This window comes from Nocardia paucivorans NBRC 100373 (assembly GCF_000308675.1).
Lineage (GTDB): Bacteria > Actinomycetota > Actinomycetes > Mycobacteriales > Mycobacteriaceae > Nocardia > Nocardia paucivorans.
In genome coordinates, this window is record NZ_BAGE01000046.1 from 132,077 (window position 1) to 148,504 (window position 16,428).

The 16,428-nt window shown below is 69.1% G+C and carries 12 protein-coding genes; 7 read left to right on the top strand and 5 right to left on the bottom strand.

What is annotated here, in order from left to right; genetic code table 11:
* Positions 1-37: 37 nt before the first annotated feature.
* Positions 38-910 carry a dTDP-4-dehydrorhamnose reductase gene (gene rfbD, locus ON32_RS16380; RefSeq protein ID WP_245551090.1) on the bottom strand — a complete coding sequence of 291 codons (873 nt, stop codon included), beginning with the start codon at positions 908-910 and terminating at the stop codon, positions 38-40.
* Between the two features lie 147 nt (positions 911-1,057).
* Between rfbD and ON32_RS16385 the strand changes: the two genes are divergently transcribed.
* Together ON32_RS16385 and ON32_RS16390 are read left to right on the top strand one after the other, a co-directional pair.
* A complete protein-coding gene (locus tag ON32_RS16385; protein ID WP_245551092.1) occupies positions 1,058-2,521 on the top strand; it encodes an LCP family protein in 1,464 nt (487 codons plus the stop codon).
* Between the two features lie 104 nt (positions 2,522-2,625).
* Positions 2,626-3,348, top strand: a complete 723-nt coding sequence (locus tag ON32_RS16390; RefSeq protein ID WP_040791954.1) for a TIGR03089 family protein — start codon at positions 2,626-2,628, stop codon at positions 3,346-3,348.
* A gap of 43 nt (positions 3,349-3,391) precedes the next feature.
* Here the strand turns inward: ON32_RS16390 and ON32_RS16395 are convergent, their stop codons facing one another.
* Complete coding sequence (locus tag ON32_RS16395; protein WP_083874575.1) at positions 3,392-4,960, bottom strand: carboxylesterase/lipase family protein; 1,569 nt, start codon at positions 4,958-4,960, stop codon at positions 3,392-3,394.
* A 77-nt stretch (positions 4,961-5,037) separates the two neighbouring features.
* Between ON32_RS16395 and ON32_RS27835 the strand changes: the two genes are divergently transcribed.
* On the top strand, positions 5,038-5,262 hold the full coding sequence (locus tag ON32_RS27835) for an FmdB family zinc ribbon protein (RefSeq protein ID WP_040791791.1): 225 nt from the start codon (positions 5,038-5,040) through the stop codon (positions 5,260-5,262).
* A gap of 26 nt (positions 5,263-5,288) precedes the next feature.
* Here the strand turns inward: ON32_RS27835 and ON32_RS16405 are convergent, their stop codons facing one another.
* Both ON32_RS16405 and ON32_RS16410 read right to left on the bottom strand, forming a co-directional pair.
* Positions 5,289-5,600 (bottom strand): Rdx family protein, encoded by a 312-nt coding sequence (locus ON32_RS16405; protein WP_040791792.1) that lies wholly within the window; start codon positions 5,598-5,600, stop codon positions 5,289-5,291.
* Between the two features lie 9 nt (positions 5,601-5,609).
* Positions 5,610-6,026 (bottom strand): YchJ family protein, encoded by a 417-nt coding sequence (locus ON32_RS16410; protein ID WP_040791793.1) that lies wholly within the window; start codon positions 6,024-6,026, stop codon positions 5,610-5,612.
* Between the two features lie 369 nt (positions 6,027-6,395).
* Between ON32_RS16410 and ON32_RS16420 the strand changes: the two genes are divergently transcribed.
* Genes ON32_RS16420 through ON32_RS16435 form a run of 4 tightly spaced genes read left to right on the top strand, consistent with a single transcriptional unit; the run spans position 6,396 to position 13,994 of the window.
* Positions 6,396-9,248, top strand: a complete 2,853-nt coding sequence (locus tag ON32_RS16420; RefSeq protein WP_040791795.1) for an SWIM zinc finger family protein — start codon at positions 6,396-6,398, stop codon at positions 9,246-9,248.
* Positions 9,245-10,360: an ATP-binding protein gene (locus tag ON32_RS16425; protein WP_040791796.1), complete on the top strand. Its 1,116-nt coding sequence runs from the start codon at positions 9,245-9,247 to the stop codon at positions 10,358-10,360. The genes ON32_RS16420 and ON32_RS16425 overlap by 4 nt, the downstream gene beginning before the upstream one ends.
* Positions 10,357-12,681: a DUF5682 family protein gene (locus ON32_RS16430; protein ID WP_245551094.1), complete on the top strand. Its 2,325-nt coding sequence runs from the start codon at positions 10,357-10,359 to the stop codon at positions 12,679-12,681. The genes ON32_RS16425 and ON32_RS16430 overlap by 4 nt, the downstream gene beginning before the upstream one ends.
* Complete coding sequence (locus tag ON32_RS16435) at positions 12,678-13,994, top strand: VWA domain-containing protein (protein ID WP_051133327.1); 1,317 nt, start codon at positions 12,678-12,680, stop codon at positions 13,992-13,994. Before ON32_RS16430 ends, ON32_RS16435 begins: the two co-directional genes overlap by 4 nt.
* Here the strand turns inward: ON32_RS16435 and ON32_RS16440 are convergent.
* Positions 13,883-16,411, bottom strand: coding sequence for an ABC transporter permease (locus ON32_RS16440; RefSeq protein ID WP_040791799.1), 2,529 nt, complete (start codon positions 16,409-16,411; stop codon positions 13,883-13,885). The two genes, ON32_RS16435 and ON32_RS16440, sit on opposite strands and share 112 nt — an antisense overlap.
* Positions 16,412-16,428 lie beyond the last annotated feature (17 nt).

A 16,428-nucleotide genomic window follows, 5' to 3' on the forward strand; every position in this document is an offset into this window, starting at 1 on the left:
GCGGCGCAACGTCGTACGCCGATGGGCATTGCGCCGGCTACATTCCGGACAGCCGTGCCAATGCCGCCGCGAGCGCATGACGCCACGGGCGCAACGGGGTCAGTCCGCCCTGCTGCCACGATCGGGTGGACAACACCGAATAGGCGGGACGCGGTGCGGGGCGAGGAAACTCCGCGGAGGTGCACGGTCGCACCCGTCGCGGATCGGCGCCGATGCCCTCGAACACCGCCCGGGCCAGGTCGAACCAGCTTGCCTGTCCGCTGTTGGTGGCGTGCAACAACCGGGGCGCGTCCGGCCGGGCGGCCAGTTCGAGCAGACCGGCCGCGAGATCGGCGGCATAGGTGGGGGAACCGATCTGGTCGTCGACCACGGTCACCGTCTCACGTTCCCGCTCCAGACGCAGCATGGTCGCCACGAAATCGGTGCCTAGGCCGCGATACACCCAGGCGGTGCGGACGATCACCGCATCGGGGCACAGTTCGCGCACCGCCTGTTCCCCGGCGAGTTTGGAACGGCCGTAGACGGTGGTCGGACCGGTCGGGTCGGTCGTCTCGTACGGGGTTTCGCCGCTGCCGGGGAATACGTAGTCGGTGGACAGGTGGATCAACCGGGCACCCACCGCGGCACAGGCGGACGCGAGTCGCGCCGGACCGGTCTCGTTACCGGCGAAGGCCGCCTCCGGTTCGGATTCGGCGCGGTCGACGGCGGTGTAGGCGGCGCAGTTGAGCACCACGTCCGCGGGGCGCAGCACCTCCGTGAGAGCCACGGTGTCGGTGATGTCGAGTTCCCGGTGCGAGTAGCCGCGCGCGTTCGGCGCCAGCCGCAACAGCTCGCTACCGACCTGCCCGCCGGCCCCGAGCACGACGAGACGATTACCGATATCTGCTCCGGGTACTACGGCGGCACACACGCGAGTCAGTGTGGCACGCCGTAGAACCGGAAGTTCGGCGTGTTCGACGTTGCCGTTGGTTAGCCTTCGTGGCAAAGCGGATGCGGGACAGGAATGGCCAACTGGTAACCGGATCGGCGCGATCCGGATGCGGGAGAGGATATTCGGGTGGCGCAGCGCGGGGAGCGGACACCGTGGAGTCCGCTGCGAGTCGTCATCGCATCGCTGGCCCTGATCGTGCTCGTGGGTACGGGTTTCGCCTGGCGGGGCATCGATAATCTGGTGGCGGGTATCGAACGGATCCCCGATCTGGGTCTCGGTGGTTCTCGGGATGGCGCGGTGGACATCCTGCTGGTGGGGGTCGATTCTCGCACCGACGCGCACGGTAATCCCCTCACCGAGGCCGAACGCGAGCTACTGCACGCCGGGAACGAGATCGGTACCAATACCGACACCATCGTGCTGATGCGGGTGCCCAACGACGGCCGCTCGGCCACCGCGATCTCGATTCCGCGCGATGCCTATGTGGATATCCCCGGTCTGGGCAAGGGGAAGATCAACTCGGCCTACGGCACAACCAAACAGCGGACCTATCAGCAGCTGCTCGACCGGGGCGCCACGGAAGAGGAGGCGGAGGAGGAATCCACCCAGCGCGGTCGACAGGCGCTGATCAAGGCCATCGCGGGATTGACCGGTATCACCGTCGACCATTACGCCGAGGTCAGCCTGCTCGGGTTCGTCCTGCTCACCGATGCGGTGGGCGGTGTGGACGTATGCCTGCGACAGCCGGTCGACGAACCGCTGTCCGGTGCGGTTTTCCCGGCCGGTCGGCAACGACTGGACGGCCCACGGGCGCTGAGTTTCGTGCGACAACGGCACAATCTGGAACGCGGCGACCTGGACCGCATCGTGCGCCAACAGGTGTTCATGGCCCAGTTGGTGCAACAGGTGCTCAGCGCCCGCACCCTGAGCAACCCGGGCAAACTACAGGAGCTCAGCGACGCCGTCGGGCGCACCGTGGTCCTCGACGAGGACTGGGATGCGCTGTCGTTCCTCCAACAGCTACAGGATCTCAGCGCCGGACAGGTGACCTTCGAAACCATCCCGGTCGCCGACCTCAACGGAACGAGCCCGAACGGTGAATCGGTGGTCCGGGTGGATCCCGACGATGTCCGGGCGTATATCGCCTCGTTGGTGGGCGAGGAGCCGACGTCCGTCCCGAAGACCACGACCAAGGTCGCACCGCGAACGGTGACCGTGGACGTATACAACGCCGGCAGTATCTCCGGGCTGGCCGGTGAGGTCTCGCAGACCCTGGCCGAACAGGGTTACCGGACCGGGGACGTGGGTAATTATCCCGGCGGAGCCGTCCTCGGCAGCCGAGTGCTGGCGGCTTCCGAGGAGGACCCGCGGGCCGAGTCGGTCGCCGAGGCGCTGGGTGGGTTGCCGGTACTCGCCGATTCGTCGGTTCCGTTCGGCACGGTGAGCGTGGTGCTCGCCGACGACTACTCCGGGCCGCGATCGGAGGCACAGACCCTGTTCGACTTCGACGATCCGACAACCTCGGCCACCCCGGTTCCCCCCGCCCCGCCGATCGATGCCGGTCAGGACGGGCCGAAATGCGTGAACTAGGCGGCCCGCCGGCGGCGCCCCACCGGACCCGAGCTGTGGACGGACTCACCTCCGGCCGGGCATATTGGGCCGGACAACCGTGGACCCACCGAATCCGAGAGACGATGCGTGACTTCGACCAGGCACTGACCCTCACCGAGGCCGTGCTCGACCCGATCCTGACCCGCGACCCCACCGGCCCGCGTATCACTTGGTACGACGATGCCACCGGCGCGCGCGTCGAGCTGTCCGGGCTGACCCTGGCCAATTGGGCGGCCAAAACCGCCAATCTGATCCGCGACGAGTTCGGGTTGACCCCGGGTGCCCGGGTCGCGGTTCTGCTGCCCGCCCATTGGCAGACCGCGGCGGTGCTGCTCGGTTGCTGGTGGGCCGGCACCGAGGTGGTGCTGCACCCCGATCCGGACGCCGACCTGGCCCTGGCCACGGTGGACCGTTTGGACGAGACCGCCGACGCCGGCGAGGTGGCGGCTCTGTCGTTGGACGCGCTCGGCGCTCCGGTATCCGACCTACCGGTGGGGGTCACGGATTTCGCGACCGCGGTCCGCGTACACGGCGACCAGTTCCTGCCCGGCGGCGCCGGTGCGGCACTGGACGGGATGTCGGTGCCCGAGGTTTTGACGGCCGCCCGCACCTCGGCCCTCACCCGGGGGTTCGGCGAAGGCGACCGGGTGCTGTCCAGCACCCCGTGGGAGACCCCGACCGAACTGATCGACGGCTATATCGCGGTTTTGGCGGCGGGCGCTTCCCTGGTGCAGGTGGCGAATCCCGACCCCGCGCAACAGAAACGCCGGGTGGAGACCGAACGGGTGACCGTACAGCGAGTCTGAGCCGCCGGCGGCGCGGACGACACCGACCGAATACCCGGACCGGTCAAGCGAATCCGACGATCTGGTCTCCCCACGCGGAGCACAGATCCGCGTCGGGGTCGCACACCACCCGGTCGACGGTATCGATCAGCAGCGTCTCCCGGGTCTCCGGGTGATACGGCGGCCAGTGTTTGGATCCGTCCAGCGCGGCGGGCACACCGTGGGCGGCGAAGGCCAGCCATCGGCGCATCATCCGACCGGACACCTCCGCTGCCTGTTTGCGGCCGCCGAGCCAGAAGGTCGGATCGTGGTTGAAGGTGCCGAAATTACCGAATACATAGGGCAATTCGGTGGCATGCCCGGCGCCCACCCGCGCCGCTCGCAGCATCGGCGTCGCGTGGTCGAACCGGTACATCCAGGTGCGGGTGTGTCGGGCGTGAGCGTCGGCCACCCACCGCGCGGGCATCCGGAACGCCGCGTCCGTGGACATGGCCAGCGCCCCACGCGGTTTGCTCAGATCCGGGTAGGCGGAGGTGATTTCCGCGATCCGCTCCGCCGAGAGCCCGGGGTGGCTCTCCTGGACCGCGGTGAGCATGGCATTCACCGCCTCCGGGGTCACCGGCATGATCGGCGAGCGGAACAGGCGGAACAGCGAGGCCTCATCCTTGTTGGTCCCGATGATCAGCGGCACCCGATGCGACCGGCCCTGCTGGAAACGGTCGGTGGGATAGCCGGGCAGCAGCTCCCCGTCCACCACCGGCGCGGTGGCCAGAGTGCCGGGCGAGGTCAGTGGCACCTCATCGGTCAGCACGGCCACCGCTCGAACGATCCGTTCGAGGGGAAGCTCGAGCAGTTCGTGGACCTGTCGGGGCGGTAGTTCCACCAGTTCCATGAACCGCTCGGCCACCCGCGCGGCGCGCTCCGGTCCGTACACGGTGGTCGCCGGGGGGCTCTGCGCGATGGCGCGGTGGAACAGTCCCGCGGCGCGCGGGGCGGTGAGCAGCGCGGTAACACAGCCGGCGCCGGACGATTCACCGAACAGCGTCACATTGCCCGGATCACCGCCGAACGACGCGATATTGTCGCGCACCCATTCCAGAGCGGCCAGCTGATCGTGCAGGCCGAGGTTGGGTGCGAAGTCGGGCGAGAGCGAGGACAGATCCAGGAAACCGAACGCGCCGACCCGATAGTTCACCGTGACGACCACGACATCGCCGGTTTCGGCCAGGATCCGCCCGTTGTAGATCTCCTGGGCGGCGGTGCCGAGGCAGTAGGCGCCGCCGTGCAGCCACACCATGACCGGACGCGGCGCCTCGGCCGTTCCGGCCGGGGCCCACACATTGAGCCACAGACAGTCCTCGCCCATCCGCAGCGACCGGTCGACGGGCACCGTGTTGTCCATGTTCTGCGGGGCGATCTGCCCGACGGTGTGGCAGTCGCGCACACCGTCCCAGGGCTGCGGGGGCCGCGGCGGCCGGAACCGGTCCCGGCCGGCGGGGGCGGCGGCGTAGGGGATGCCGCGCCAGACGAACACCGATCCGTCCCGGGCGCCGCGCACCCGGCCGTATTCGGTCCATGCCACGGGTTCGAATTCCCCGAGGTCGGACGCCGCCTCGAAGATCTGCGTACTCATCTCGGACCTCCTCGTCCTTGTGATTTCGAGGGTACGACCAGCGCGGCGACCGGCCCGACAGCTCTAGAATCGTGGGCATGCCGAGTTACAGTTTTCGGTGCCGCAGCTGCGGCGACACGTTCGAAGTGAATCGTCCGATGGCGCAGTCGTCCGACCCTGCGATATGCCCCGCCGGCCACGACGACACGGTCAAACTGCTCACCACCTTCGCCACCGTGGGCCGGGCGAGCGGATCGAATCCGGCTCCGATATCGCCACCCGCCGCCGGCGGTGGGTGCTGCGGCGGAGGTTGCTGCGCCTGACCGGCGCGGCGCATACGAGGCGAAGACTATTCCGCAACGGTTCCGCGACGGGATTCGGCGTCCGCGTGGGCCCGGTCGACATGTCCGAGGTCGCGGTTCGGCGCCACCCGGTCACGGACCCGCTGTTTGAGGACGGCGATATCCGGGAAGCCGCCATCGGCCTTGCGTTCCCACACCTGGTCGCTGTCCACGGTTATGCGGAAGATCCCGCCCGTGCCAGGTATCAGCGCGACCTCGTCGAGTTCGGTGGCGAAGGTCTCCAGCAGTTCCTGCGCCATCCAGCTCGCCCGCGGCAGCCACCGGCATCGGGTGCAGTATTCGATCGCGACACGTGGCATGAGCCGACCCTACCGTCCGGAAGCGGGCCTGGGCGGTGCGTCGTCGATCACCCCGTCCAGATAGCGCCACGCGCCGTCCACTCGGACGAATCGACTGGTCTCGTGCAGGGCGCCCCGTCCGCCGGCATCCCGATAGTGGGCGATGAACTCGACGATCCCGCTGTCGTCGAAAGGCCCACCGCGCTCGGTCCGCAGGATCTCCAGGAAGAGCCAGCGCCGGTCGGGGGCGAGATCCAGTTCGCCGGGCCGGGTTCGCGGATGCCACGAACCGAGCAGATACTCCGTATCGCCGACGGCGAAGGCGGAGTAGCGCGAGCGCATCAGGGCTTCGGCGGTGGGAGCAGGGCACCGCCCGGCCAATAGCGGCGCACAGCAGGCGCCGAAGGTATCGCCCCGTCGGCAGGGACACGGATCGGACTCGTCCATCCCTCGATTCTGCGCGGGCCCGGCCGACGCGCTGCACGGGAGGTGGGCGCACGAACCTGTCCGCGGGGATGGATTCTGGCCATCGAAGCCCGGCCTGAGCGCCGATGTCCACCCCTCGCCGTCCCCGTGGACAGTTCGGCGGTGCATCACCCGAACGGGCGGCTCGGCCGGGCCGAACATCACAGAATGCCGGAGAGCCCTCCTTCGACGCAAGATATTCGTGCGCGCGAATGTGCTCGAATACCCCACCCGACCAAGGGTTTCCAGCGGATCGAACGTATCGAGGCGAATGTGTCGGTGGAGTTCGGTAGAAATCACTAGGGACCGACGAACGGGGGATACGATGCACAACCCGACCGGGGCCGCCGGGTGACCGAACGGTGGGCCGAGAACCAGGTGACCGCGCTCGCGCCGGACGCGAACTCGCTCATCGCCGCCCGCGAGCTCGCCGGCCGGTGGTCGAACACCGGATGGCAGGACAGTGCGCTGTGGGGATTGTGCACGGGTAGCGGGTCTCGGCCGTACCGGACGGTCGTCGACCTGACCGGCCCGGCGTATCACTGCTCGTGCCCCAGCCGCAAGCTCCCGTGCAAGCATGCGCTGTCCCTGCTGCTGCACTGGTCGGCCGGTGGGATCGACCCGGCGGCGCACCCGGCCGATTTCGCCGACGAATGGCTTCGGAGACGGGCCGGGAAAAACGCGCGATCCCCCCACCGACCACCCACCACGAACCCGGCGACCGTCGAACAGCGGCGGATGCGGGTCCGGGCGGGCCTGGACGAACTCGAGACCTGGATCACCGACTCGATCCGCACCGGCCTGGCCGATACGGATCGCTCGTACGTCGCGTTCGAGGCCGTGGCCGCACGTATGGTGGACGCCCAGGCGCCCGGTATCGCCGCCGATCTGCGTCGACTGCCCACGGCCGTAGTGGGTCGGACGGACTGGCCCGAGGTGGTGATGAGCCGATTCGCCCGGCTGCATCTGCTCATCACCGCGCATCGCCGACTCGACGAACTGCCCGAACCGCTCGCGGCGAGCGTCCGCGGGCATATCGGTTATCCCGTGCCGGTCGACGCGGTGTTACGGGAACCGGGGACCCCCGACCGCTGGCTGGCGGTGGGGGTTCGCATGAGCGAGGAAGGGGGGCTGCACACCCGCCGGACCTGGTTGTACGGGTGTCATACCGATCGCTGGGGGCTGATCGTCGAACATTCCTACGGCGCGCCCACCTTCTCACCGGAGGTGCCCCCACTCGGCGCCGCCACGGAGGCGAAACTGCATCACTATCCGGGTGCCGCGCCATTGCGGGCGGTGCTCGGCGAACGGTACGGCCCGCCGAAAACGGTTGCCGCGGGGTCCGCGGACCTCACCCGGCACACCGTGGCGGCGGCACTGGACCGATACGCCGCAGCGCTCGGCGCCGACCCCTGGCTGGATTCTTGGCCGGTCCTGCTGCACGAGGTGGTGCCCACACGCGGAGCGGACGGCTGGTATCTCGCCGAATCCGACGGTACGGCCCTACCGGTGGACCCCTCGGCGCAACAGTGGCGGCTGCCCGCGATATCCGGGGGATATCCGATCACTGTCTGCGCCGAGTGGAACGGGCGGTACCTGGCCCCGATCTCCGTCCTGGCCGAAGGCGAGATCCTGGACGCAGGCCCGGTGGTGCGCGCGGAACCACCCGCGGCCACCGCGACCGAACTGGTGTCCGCCGCGCTGCTCGGGACCGCTCGCTGCTCGTCGGCCGACCATGACCTACCCGAACCCGTGGCAACGACCGCCGCGGCATTGGCCGATCGCGAGGCGGCCGTCCGACTGCTCGAGATCACCGCCCTACAGAACGTGTACGCCCGCGCCGGCGCCACGGCCGCGGTTGTCGAGCCGGCCGGTGATATCGCGGCCACGGACCCTCGGCCGATCCTGCCCCGTCCGGCCGGCCGACGTCTGATGCGGCTACTGCGGCACGAACAGGAATATCTGCCGGAGTGGTTCGCCGCGGCGGAACGGCACGGTTACCGCGCACCCGACCGGCTGTGCGGAGACCTGCTCGACCATGCCCACGCCAGCGAGGAATTGCGTGAACCCGCGCTGCGCTTGGCGGGTGCGCGGGGACGGTGGTTGGCCGCGCGATTCCCGGAGTGGAAGGCCCTGGTCCGGCGCGACCCCACCGCCGACCCGATCATCGACGACGGCCGATGGCACGGTCTTCCCATCGAACGCCGCGAATGGCTGAGCGCGGCCCGCCGACGCGATCCCGATTTCGCGCGTTCGGTTCTGGAAGCGTCGTGGCCGCGGGAAGCGGGTCGGGAGAAGGCCGAACTCCTGGCCGTGCTCGGTGATGGGATCTCCCCCGCCGACGAGATCTTCCTCGAACGGGCCCTGGACGACCGCCGGTCGGATGTACGCCGGACGGCCGCGGCGCTGCTCGCCCGGCTCCCCGATTCGGGGTACTCCCGGCGGATGGCCGAGCGTGCCGCGTCCTGGATCGGCCGGGTGGGTGACCGCCCACCGTACGGGCTCGTCGTCGATATTCCGGAAGCACCGGACGAGGCGGCGATCCGCGACGGGATCACCGGTCGCACCGAGGAGTTCGGGTATCGCCGGCACGGAGCGCCGGATCTGCGAGCGGGTCGGCTGCGCCAATTGGTGGCCGCCCTCCCGCTCGATCATTGGATCGATCTGTTCGGCGATCCACGCACCGCCATCACGGCCGCCACCGACGACCGAATCCGGCAACCGCTGTTCGACGGTTGGATGGACGCCACCCTCACCCGGCGCGATCCGGTATGGGCGGCGGCGCTGTTCGACGCCGGTATGCCGTCCGACCTGGCCGTACTGCGGCGGCGGGAACTGTTCGCGCTACTGCCCGCCGAGGAACAGACCCGACGGTTGTTGCGGCTCGACGGTTCCTGGCTCTCCGAACTCGAGTCGTTGCTGCCGGCGGTGGCCCGCCCCTGGCCGCGGCGATTGGCCAACCATTTGTTGCTGCTGTTGTTCGAACGGGCCCGCGCCGCCGAACGTCGACCGGACGCCCGCGGCGTTTCTCCCGGCGCACACCGTTCCCTACTGCACACCGCCACTCTTCATCTGCCGCCCGCCGCCGCGGCCGAGGCCGCCGCATTGGCCCGCCGCTGCCAGGATCCGGCCTGGGAAGCGGTCTTCGACCGGCTCGCCCACGACCTCGAGCTCCGCTCGACCATGCTTCAGGAGTTGCAGTGACCACCACCGAAACCACAACCGAGACCACCTTCCCACGGCTGCTGCGTCCCCATGCCGAGCAGTCGTTCGCCGAGGAACTGCGAACACTGGCCGCCGTCGACGATCGACCTCGTCCCCCGTCCTGGCGGCTGTCGCCGTGGGCGGTGGTGACATATCTGCTCGGAGGCACACTGGCCGACGGCACCGTGATCAGCCCCAAATACGTCGGACCGCGCCGACTGATGGAGGTGGCGGTGGCCACCTTGGCGACCGACCGGGCACTCCTGCTGATCGGGGTGCCCGGTACCGCCAAGACCTGGGTGTCGGAACACCTCGCGGCCGCCATCAGCGGCTCCTCCACCCTGCTGGTACAGGGCACTTCCGGGACCGCAGAGGAAGCGATTCGCTACGGCTGGAACTACGCGCGGCTGTTGGCGGAGGGCCCCAGCGACGCGGCGCTGGTGCCGTCGCCGGTGCTGACCGCCATGCGCACCGGTGCGATCGCCCGGATCGAAGAGCTCACCCGTATCCCCTCCGATGTGCAGGACGCGCTGATCACGGTGCTGTCGGAGAAAACACTGCCCGTCCCCGAACTCGGTACAGAGGTTCAAGCCGCCAAGGGGTTCAATGTGATCGCCACCGCCAACGACCGCGATCGCGGTGTCAACGAGCTGTCCTCCGCGCTGCGACGACGCTTCAATACGGTGGTGCTGCCGTTGCCGGCAAGCGAGGCGGAAGAGGTGGAGATCGTCACCCGCCGTGTGGCACAACTGGGTAGGGCGCTGGAACTGCCCGAGATCCCCGCGGCGGCCGAGGAGGTGCGGCGGGTGGTGCGAATCTTCCGGGAACTACGCGCCGGGATAACCGCCGACGGCCGCACCAAACTCAAATCACCGTCCGGCACCCTCTCCACGGCCGAAGCCATTTCGGTGCTCACCGGCGGACTCGCACTCTCGGCGCATTTCGGCGACGGTGAGCTGCGGGCCGCCGATGTGGCGAGCGCGGTGGTGGGCGCGGTGATCAAGGACCCGGTCGCCGATTCGGTGGTGTGGACCGAATATCTGGAGGCGGTGGTGCGTGAACGCCCCGAATGGTCGGATTTCTATCGGGCCTGCCGAGAGATCGCCGGATGAATCCTGGCACGGACCGACACGACCGGGCATCGACCCGTCCTCGCGCCCTGCGCGGCCGACGCGAGTCCTCGCCCGGACGGCCCGCCGGACGCTCTACCGGCGAGACCCGGGTGTTCGGAATCCGGCATCACGGTCCGGGGTCGGCCCGGTCGCTGCGACTGGCCCTCGCGGAGTTCCGGCCGGACACCATCCTGATCGAAGGTCCCGCCGACGCCGATCCCCTGGTCACCTATGTGGCCACCGACGAGATGACGCCGCCGGTCGCCCTGCTGGCCTACGATCCCGAAACCCCGTCCCGGGCCGCGTTCTGGCCGTATGCGGTGTTCTCCCCGGAATGGCAGGCCCTTCGATACGCCGTCGAACGGGAGGTCCCGGTGCGGTTCTGCGATCTGCCCGCCGGGATCACGCTGGCCCTCGACGACGAACCCGCGCGCCACGATGCCCTGGCCGAGCTGGCCGCGGCCGCCGGTTACGAGGATGCCGAACGCTGGTGGGACGCGGTGGTCGAATCGAGTAGTGATACCGCCACGTTCGAGGCCATCACCAAGGCCATGAGCGCCCTGCGGGAGGCGACCGCCGCGCCCGATACCGCCGGCGGGGAAACCACCGCCCCCGAAGCATCTCCACCGGTCGTGGACGCGCACACACTACGCCGTGAGGCGTATATGCGTCAGGTGCTGCGGAAGGCTCGGAGAGAAGGCGCCGAACGAGTCGCCGTGGTGTGCGGGGCCTGGCATGCGCCCGCCCTGGCGGGCCCGCTCGGCCCGGCGGCGGCCGATGCCCGATTGCTGAAAAGGCTACCGAAGGTCAAGGCCGCCCTGACCTGGGTGCCGTGGACGCATTCCCGCTTGGCGACCGCGTCCGGGTACGGCGCCGGCGTGGCCTCCCCCGGCTGGTACCACCATCTGTTCACCGTGGCCGACCGTCCGATCGAGACCTGGTTGACCAAGGTGGCGGGTGCGCTGCGCGCCCACGATCTGCCGGTCTCCACCGCGCATGTCATCGAGGCGGTTCGCCTCGCCGACGCCCTCGCCACTCTCCGCGGCCGCCCCCTGGCGGGACTGTCGGAGGTCACCGAGGCCACCCGCGCGGTGCTGTGCGAGGGCGATGAGACCGTGCTGCGCCTCATCGGCGAGGAAATGGTGGTCGGCGAAGCATTGGGTACGGTCCCGCCGAACACCCCGACGGTCGCTCTGGAGGCGGATCTGCGCGCCCGGATCCGCACCCTGCGAATGAAGCGGCAGGCGGTGGCGACGACGATGGAACTGGATCTGCGCGCCGAACGAGACCTCGCGAAATCCCATCTACTGCACCGGTTACGCCTGCTCGGTGTCGAATGGGGCATCCGCACCACGAGCGAAACCCGGTCCACCGGCACCTTCCGGGAAACCTGGACGCTCGAATGGCGTCCCGAACTCGCCGTCTCGGTAATCGAGGCCGCTCGTTGGGGTACCACCGTGCAGGGCGCCGCCGAGGCCAAGGTGCTGGATATGGCCGCGCATGCCGACCACGGCGTCGGGGAGCTCATCGATACGTTGGAGCAGGCGCTGCTCGCCGATCTGCGTGGTGCCACCGCGGGCCTGATCGACCGGTTGGGTTCCGCCGCAGCGGTCGATCACGATGCCACCCAGCTGCTGCGCGCCCTGCCCACCGTGATCCGCACCCTGCGCTACGGCGATGTGCGCGGCACCGATACCGCGGCCCTCGCCGGCGTTGCCGACGGCATACTGGTGCGGATCTGTGCCGGGCTACCGGCGGTGGTCACCGGGCTGGGTGCCGAAGCGGCACTGGAGCTGCGGACCCTGCTCGAGACCGCCCACACCGCCATCCACACCTGGGACGACCCGCGAGCGACCGAGCTGTGGCCCGCCACACTCCTTCGGTTGGCCGACCGCGAGGATGTGCCCGGGGTCCTGATCGGCCGGGTGGTTCGGCTCTTGACCGACACCGGACGTATCGGTACCGACGAGGCCGCCCGCCGACTGTCGACGGCGCTGTCCACCGGCACCGGCGCCGCGGAGAAGGCGGGGTGGATAGACGGTTTCGTCGGGGGGCGGGGCCTGGTGTTGGCGCACGATCGGGCCCTGTTGCGGCTCGTCGACGACTGGCTCACGGGTTTGACCGACGAACACTTCCGCGAGGTGATACCGCTGCTACGCCGCACCTTCGGCGCCTTCGAATCGGGCGAACGCCGCGCCATAGGACAGGCGGTCCGCGGCGGGATATCGACTCCGGCATCCGAGACCGCCACCGCTGTCGACCCGCGCCGCGGTGCCCAGGCCATGCGCGTCGTCGCCGAGATAGTGGGGATTCCGATATGAACTTCGGCAACTACGGTGTCCCGGAGTCGTCGTCCAAGGATGCCGATACGCGTGCCCGGCGGTGGCGTCTGGTGTTGGGCGCCGCCGCCGAATCCGCCCTCGGCGGGCTCGCCGACTCCGACGACACCGCAATCGACCGGGCGCTGGCAACCCTCTACGACCGCGACGACCATGAATCGGGTGGAGCGCGCCGAGCCGGCGGCCTGGCGGGATCGGCCCCCAAGGTCGCCCGCTGGCTCGGCGATATCCGCACCTACTTCCCCTCGACCGTGGTGGAGGTGATGCAACGCGACGCCGTGGATCGACTCGGACTGACCCGGCTCCTGCTGGAACCGGAGCTGATGGAGGCGGTGGAGCCGGATGTCCACCTGGTCGGCACCCTGTTGAGCCTGAACCGGGTGATCCCGGAAACCACGAAATCGTCCGCCCGTGCTGTGGTCGCCAAGGTGGTGCGGGAAATCGAGGAACGTATCGCCGCCCGCACGATCGCCGCGGTGAACGGGGTGTTGCACCGTTCGGCCAAAACCTCCCGCCCCCGCGATATCGACTTCGACCGCACCATTCGCCGAAATCTCGCCAACTATCTTCCGGAGCGGCGCACCATTGTCGCCGAGCATCTGATCGGGTCCGGTCGCCGCGGTCGGGCGGTGCAGCGGGATGTGGTCATGGCGATCGATCAGTCCGGGTCGATGGCATCGAGTGTGGTGTACGCGTCGGTGTTCGGCGCGGTATTGGCGTCCATGCGCTCGTTGCGCACCTCGCTGGTAGTTTTCGACACCGAGGTCGTCGACCTGTCCGAATACCTGTCCGACCCGGTGGATGTGCTGTTCGGCACCCAGCTCGGCGGTGGAACCGATATCAATCGCGCCCTCGCCTACTGCCAGTCGCTGGTCACCCGGCCGGACGACACCCTGTTCTTCCTCGTCTCCGATCTGTACGAGGGCGGGATCCGCACGGAAATGCTGCGCCGGGTCAATGCCCTCACCGACTCCGGCGTCCAGGTGGTGGTCCTGCTCGCTCTCTCCGATGACGGCGCCCCCGCCTACGACCACGACAATGCCGCGGCCCTGGCCGCCCTCGGGGTGCCGGCCTTCGCCTGCACCCCGGACCTGTTCCCCGAACTCCTGGCCCGGGCACTGGCCCGCGCGGACCCGCGGTCTCTCCTACCGCCGGTTCAGGACGCGGGGGCGGCGCCCGGGGGTCACAGGTCGGCGATCGCGGCCAGGGGCGGGGTGCGGGCGGCCCGAACCGCCGGCCAGAGGGCAGCGAGGACCCCCACGATCCCCGATCCGATGAGCATGAGGACCAACTGATCCCAGGGCACGGCGATTCGGTCCAGGCCGAGATCACGGAGCGTACGCAGGAAACCGAGACCGAGACCGAGACCGAGCGCCGCGCCCACCAGAGCGCCGAAGATCGCGATGAGCACCGACTCCAGATAGATGGTGCGGCGGATCTGGGCTCGCTGGGTGCCCACCGCCCGCAACATGCCGATCTCGCGTCGCCGTTCCACCACCGAGAGCGCCAAGGTGTTGACGATGCCGAGGATGGCGATCACCACCGCCAATGCCAGCAGGCCGTACAGCACGGCCAGCAAGGTGTTGATCTGGCGGCCCTGCGCGCCCTTGAATTCCTCCCGGTCCTGTACCTGCACCACCACGAACCGCTCGGTCGCCCGTTCCAGTTCCCCCCGCATGGCGGCGAGGTCGGCACCCGGTCGCGCCGTGACCAGCACCACCGCGTCGGTGCGCAGCGAGACCGGCATCACCTGCTCGTAGATCGCCGAAGGCACCACCAGCGGACCGAGCAGCGGCGAGTTGGCGTAGATCCCCGCCACGGTGACCGGTATGTGCTTACCGTCCATACTGGTCAGTACGAGCCGCTCACCGGGCCGCACCCCGAAGTCGTCGGCCTCGTCCTCGCTGAGCAGGATCTCGTTGTCACCGAATCGGGCCGTTCCGCTGGTGATCTCGTAGTTGAGCACACTGTCCAGCGGACCGTCGGGGGAGGTGCCGTACTCGTCGTCACCCCTGATCTTCAGCCGCACTCCGCGCAGCGCGACCACATCCCGGGCGTCGGGCACCGTCTCGCGCACCGAGCGGGCGGCCCCCTGCGGGACACCGAGGAACTGCGGACCGGCGAGCACATAGTCGGCCCGAGCGCCCTTGTCGACCAGGACCGACACACTTTCCTTGGCCGACGCGCCCAGCATGCCGATGGCAGTGACCAGCATGAGTCCCAGAGTCAGCGCGAAGGCCGTCGCGGCGGTGCGCCGCGGATTGCGGACCGCGTTGTTGCGCGCCATCCGCCCGATCGGACCGAATGGGCGGAGCAACCCGCCGAGGGCGCCGATAACCGGACGGGAAAGGGCCGGCGAGGCGAGTAGTACCGCGAATACCAGCGCCAATGCCCCAACACCCACAACCGCGGCAGCCGTACCACCGGTATGGCGGGCGCCGAGCACCACGAGCACCACCCCGAGCCCGGCAAGCAACAGCCCGAACAAGGTCCGCGGCCGCAGCGACTCGGCGGGCGAGGAGAACTCCTCCCGCATGGCCTGCACCGGTGGGATGCGGGCCGCGCGCCGCGCCGGTGCGTAGGCGCTGACCACGGTGACCGACAATCCCACCAGGAAACCGACCAGCACGGTGCGCGGAAGTACCGTCATCTGCCCGATGGGCAGGCCGAAATCGAAGGCGTTCAATACGGCGGCCAACCCGAACGCGAGCCCGATTCCGGCCAGCAATCCCAGGGCGCTTCCGATTGCCCCGATGACCAGGGCCTCGGCCACCACCGAGCCGCCCACCTGCCGGCGACTCGCCCCGACCGCGCGGAGCAGCGCCAACTCCCGTAGCCGTTGGGCCACGATCATGGAGAAGGTGTTGTAGATGATGAAGGTGCCGACGATCAGGGCGATCGCCCCGAAGGCCAGCAGGAAATAGTTCAAGAAGTTGAGCGCTTCGGAGATCTGGGACCTCGCCTCGGCACGTACCTGCTCACCATTGAGAACCTTGTAGTCGGGGTAGATCATGGCGAGGCGGTTGCGCAGCTTGTCCCCCGGTATCCCCTCGGCCGCGATATCGACATAGGCGACATGGGTTCCGTCGCTGAACAGCTGCCGGGCCTGTGACTCCTCGAACAGCACCCCGATGAGACCGCCGGTATCTGTGGCATCGGAGTAGATACCGGTGAGCGTGACGTCGATCGGGTCGCTCTGCGCGGCGACCAGGATCTTCGTCCGATCGCCCACCCGCAGACCGGCTCGTTCGGCCCCATTCGTATTGAGCGCGACCTCCCCCGGCCGACTCGGCGGTGTCCCGGCCACGAACCGCGGTGGGTCGGCAACCGCCCGTTCCGGCGGCAGATAAAGCCGGCCCCAGCTGGGCGCGCCCCCGGTTTGCACGGCCTTCTTCCCCGCGGGATCGAGTAACACCACCGGTCCGTTGAAGCCCGGCGCGACCGCGCGCACCCCGTCCATGGTGGCGATTCGGTCCACTTCCTCCTGGGAGATGCCCAGCGACAGCTGTTCGGCCGGGCTCACCCGCACGTCCACACCCCTGGCCTCGTCGGCGAAAATGCCGTCGAAGGTGCGCTGCAGCGTATCGGTGAACACGAACGAGCCCGCGATGAACGCGGTCCCGAGAACCACCGACAACACCGTCAGGGCCAAGCGCACCCGGTGGGCGGCGAGATTGCGCAATGCCACCTTGCGCATCGGGTTGCCCGCCATCTACCGCACCTCCCCCG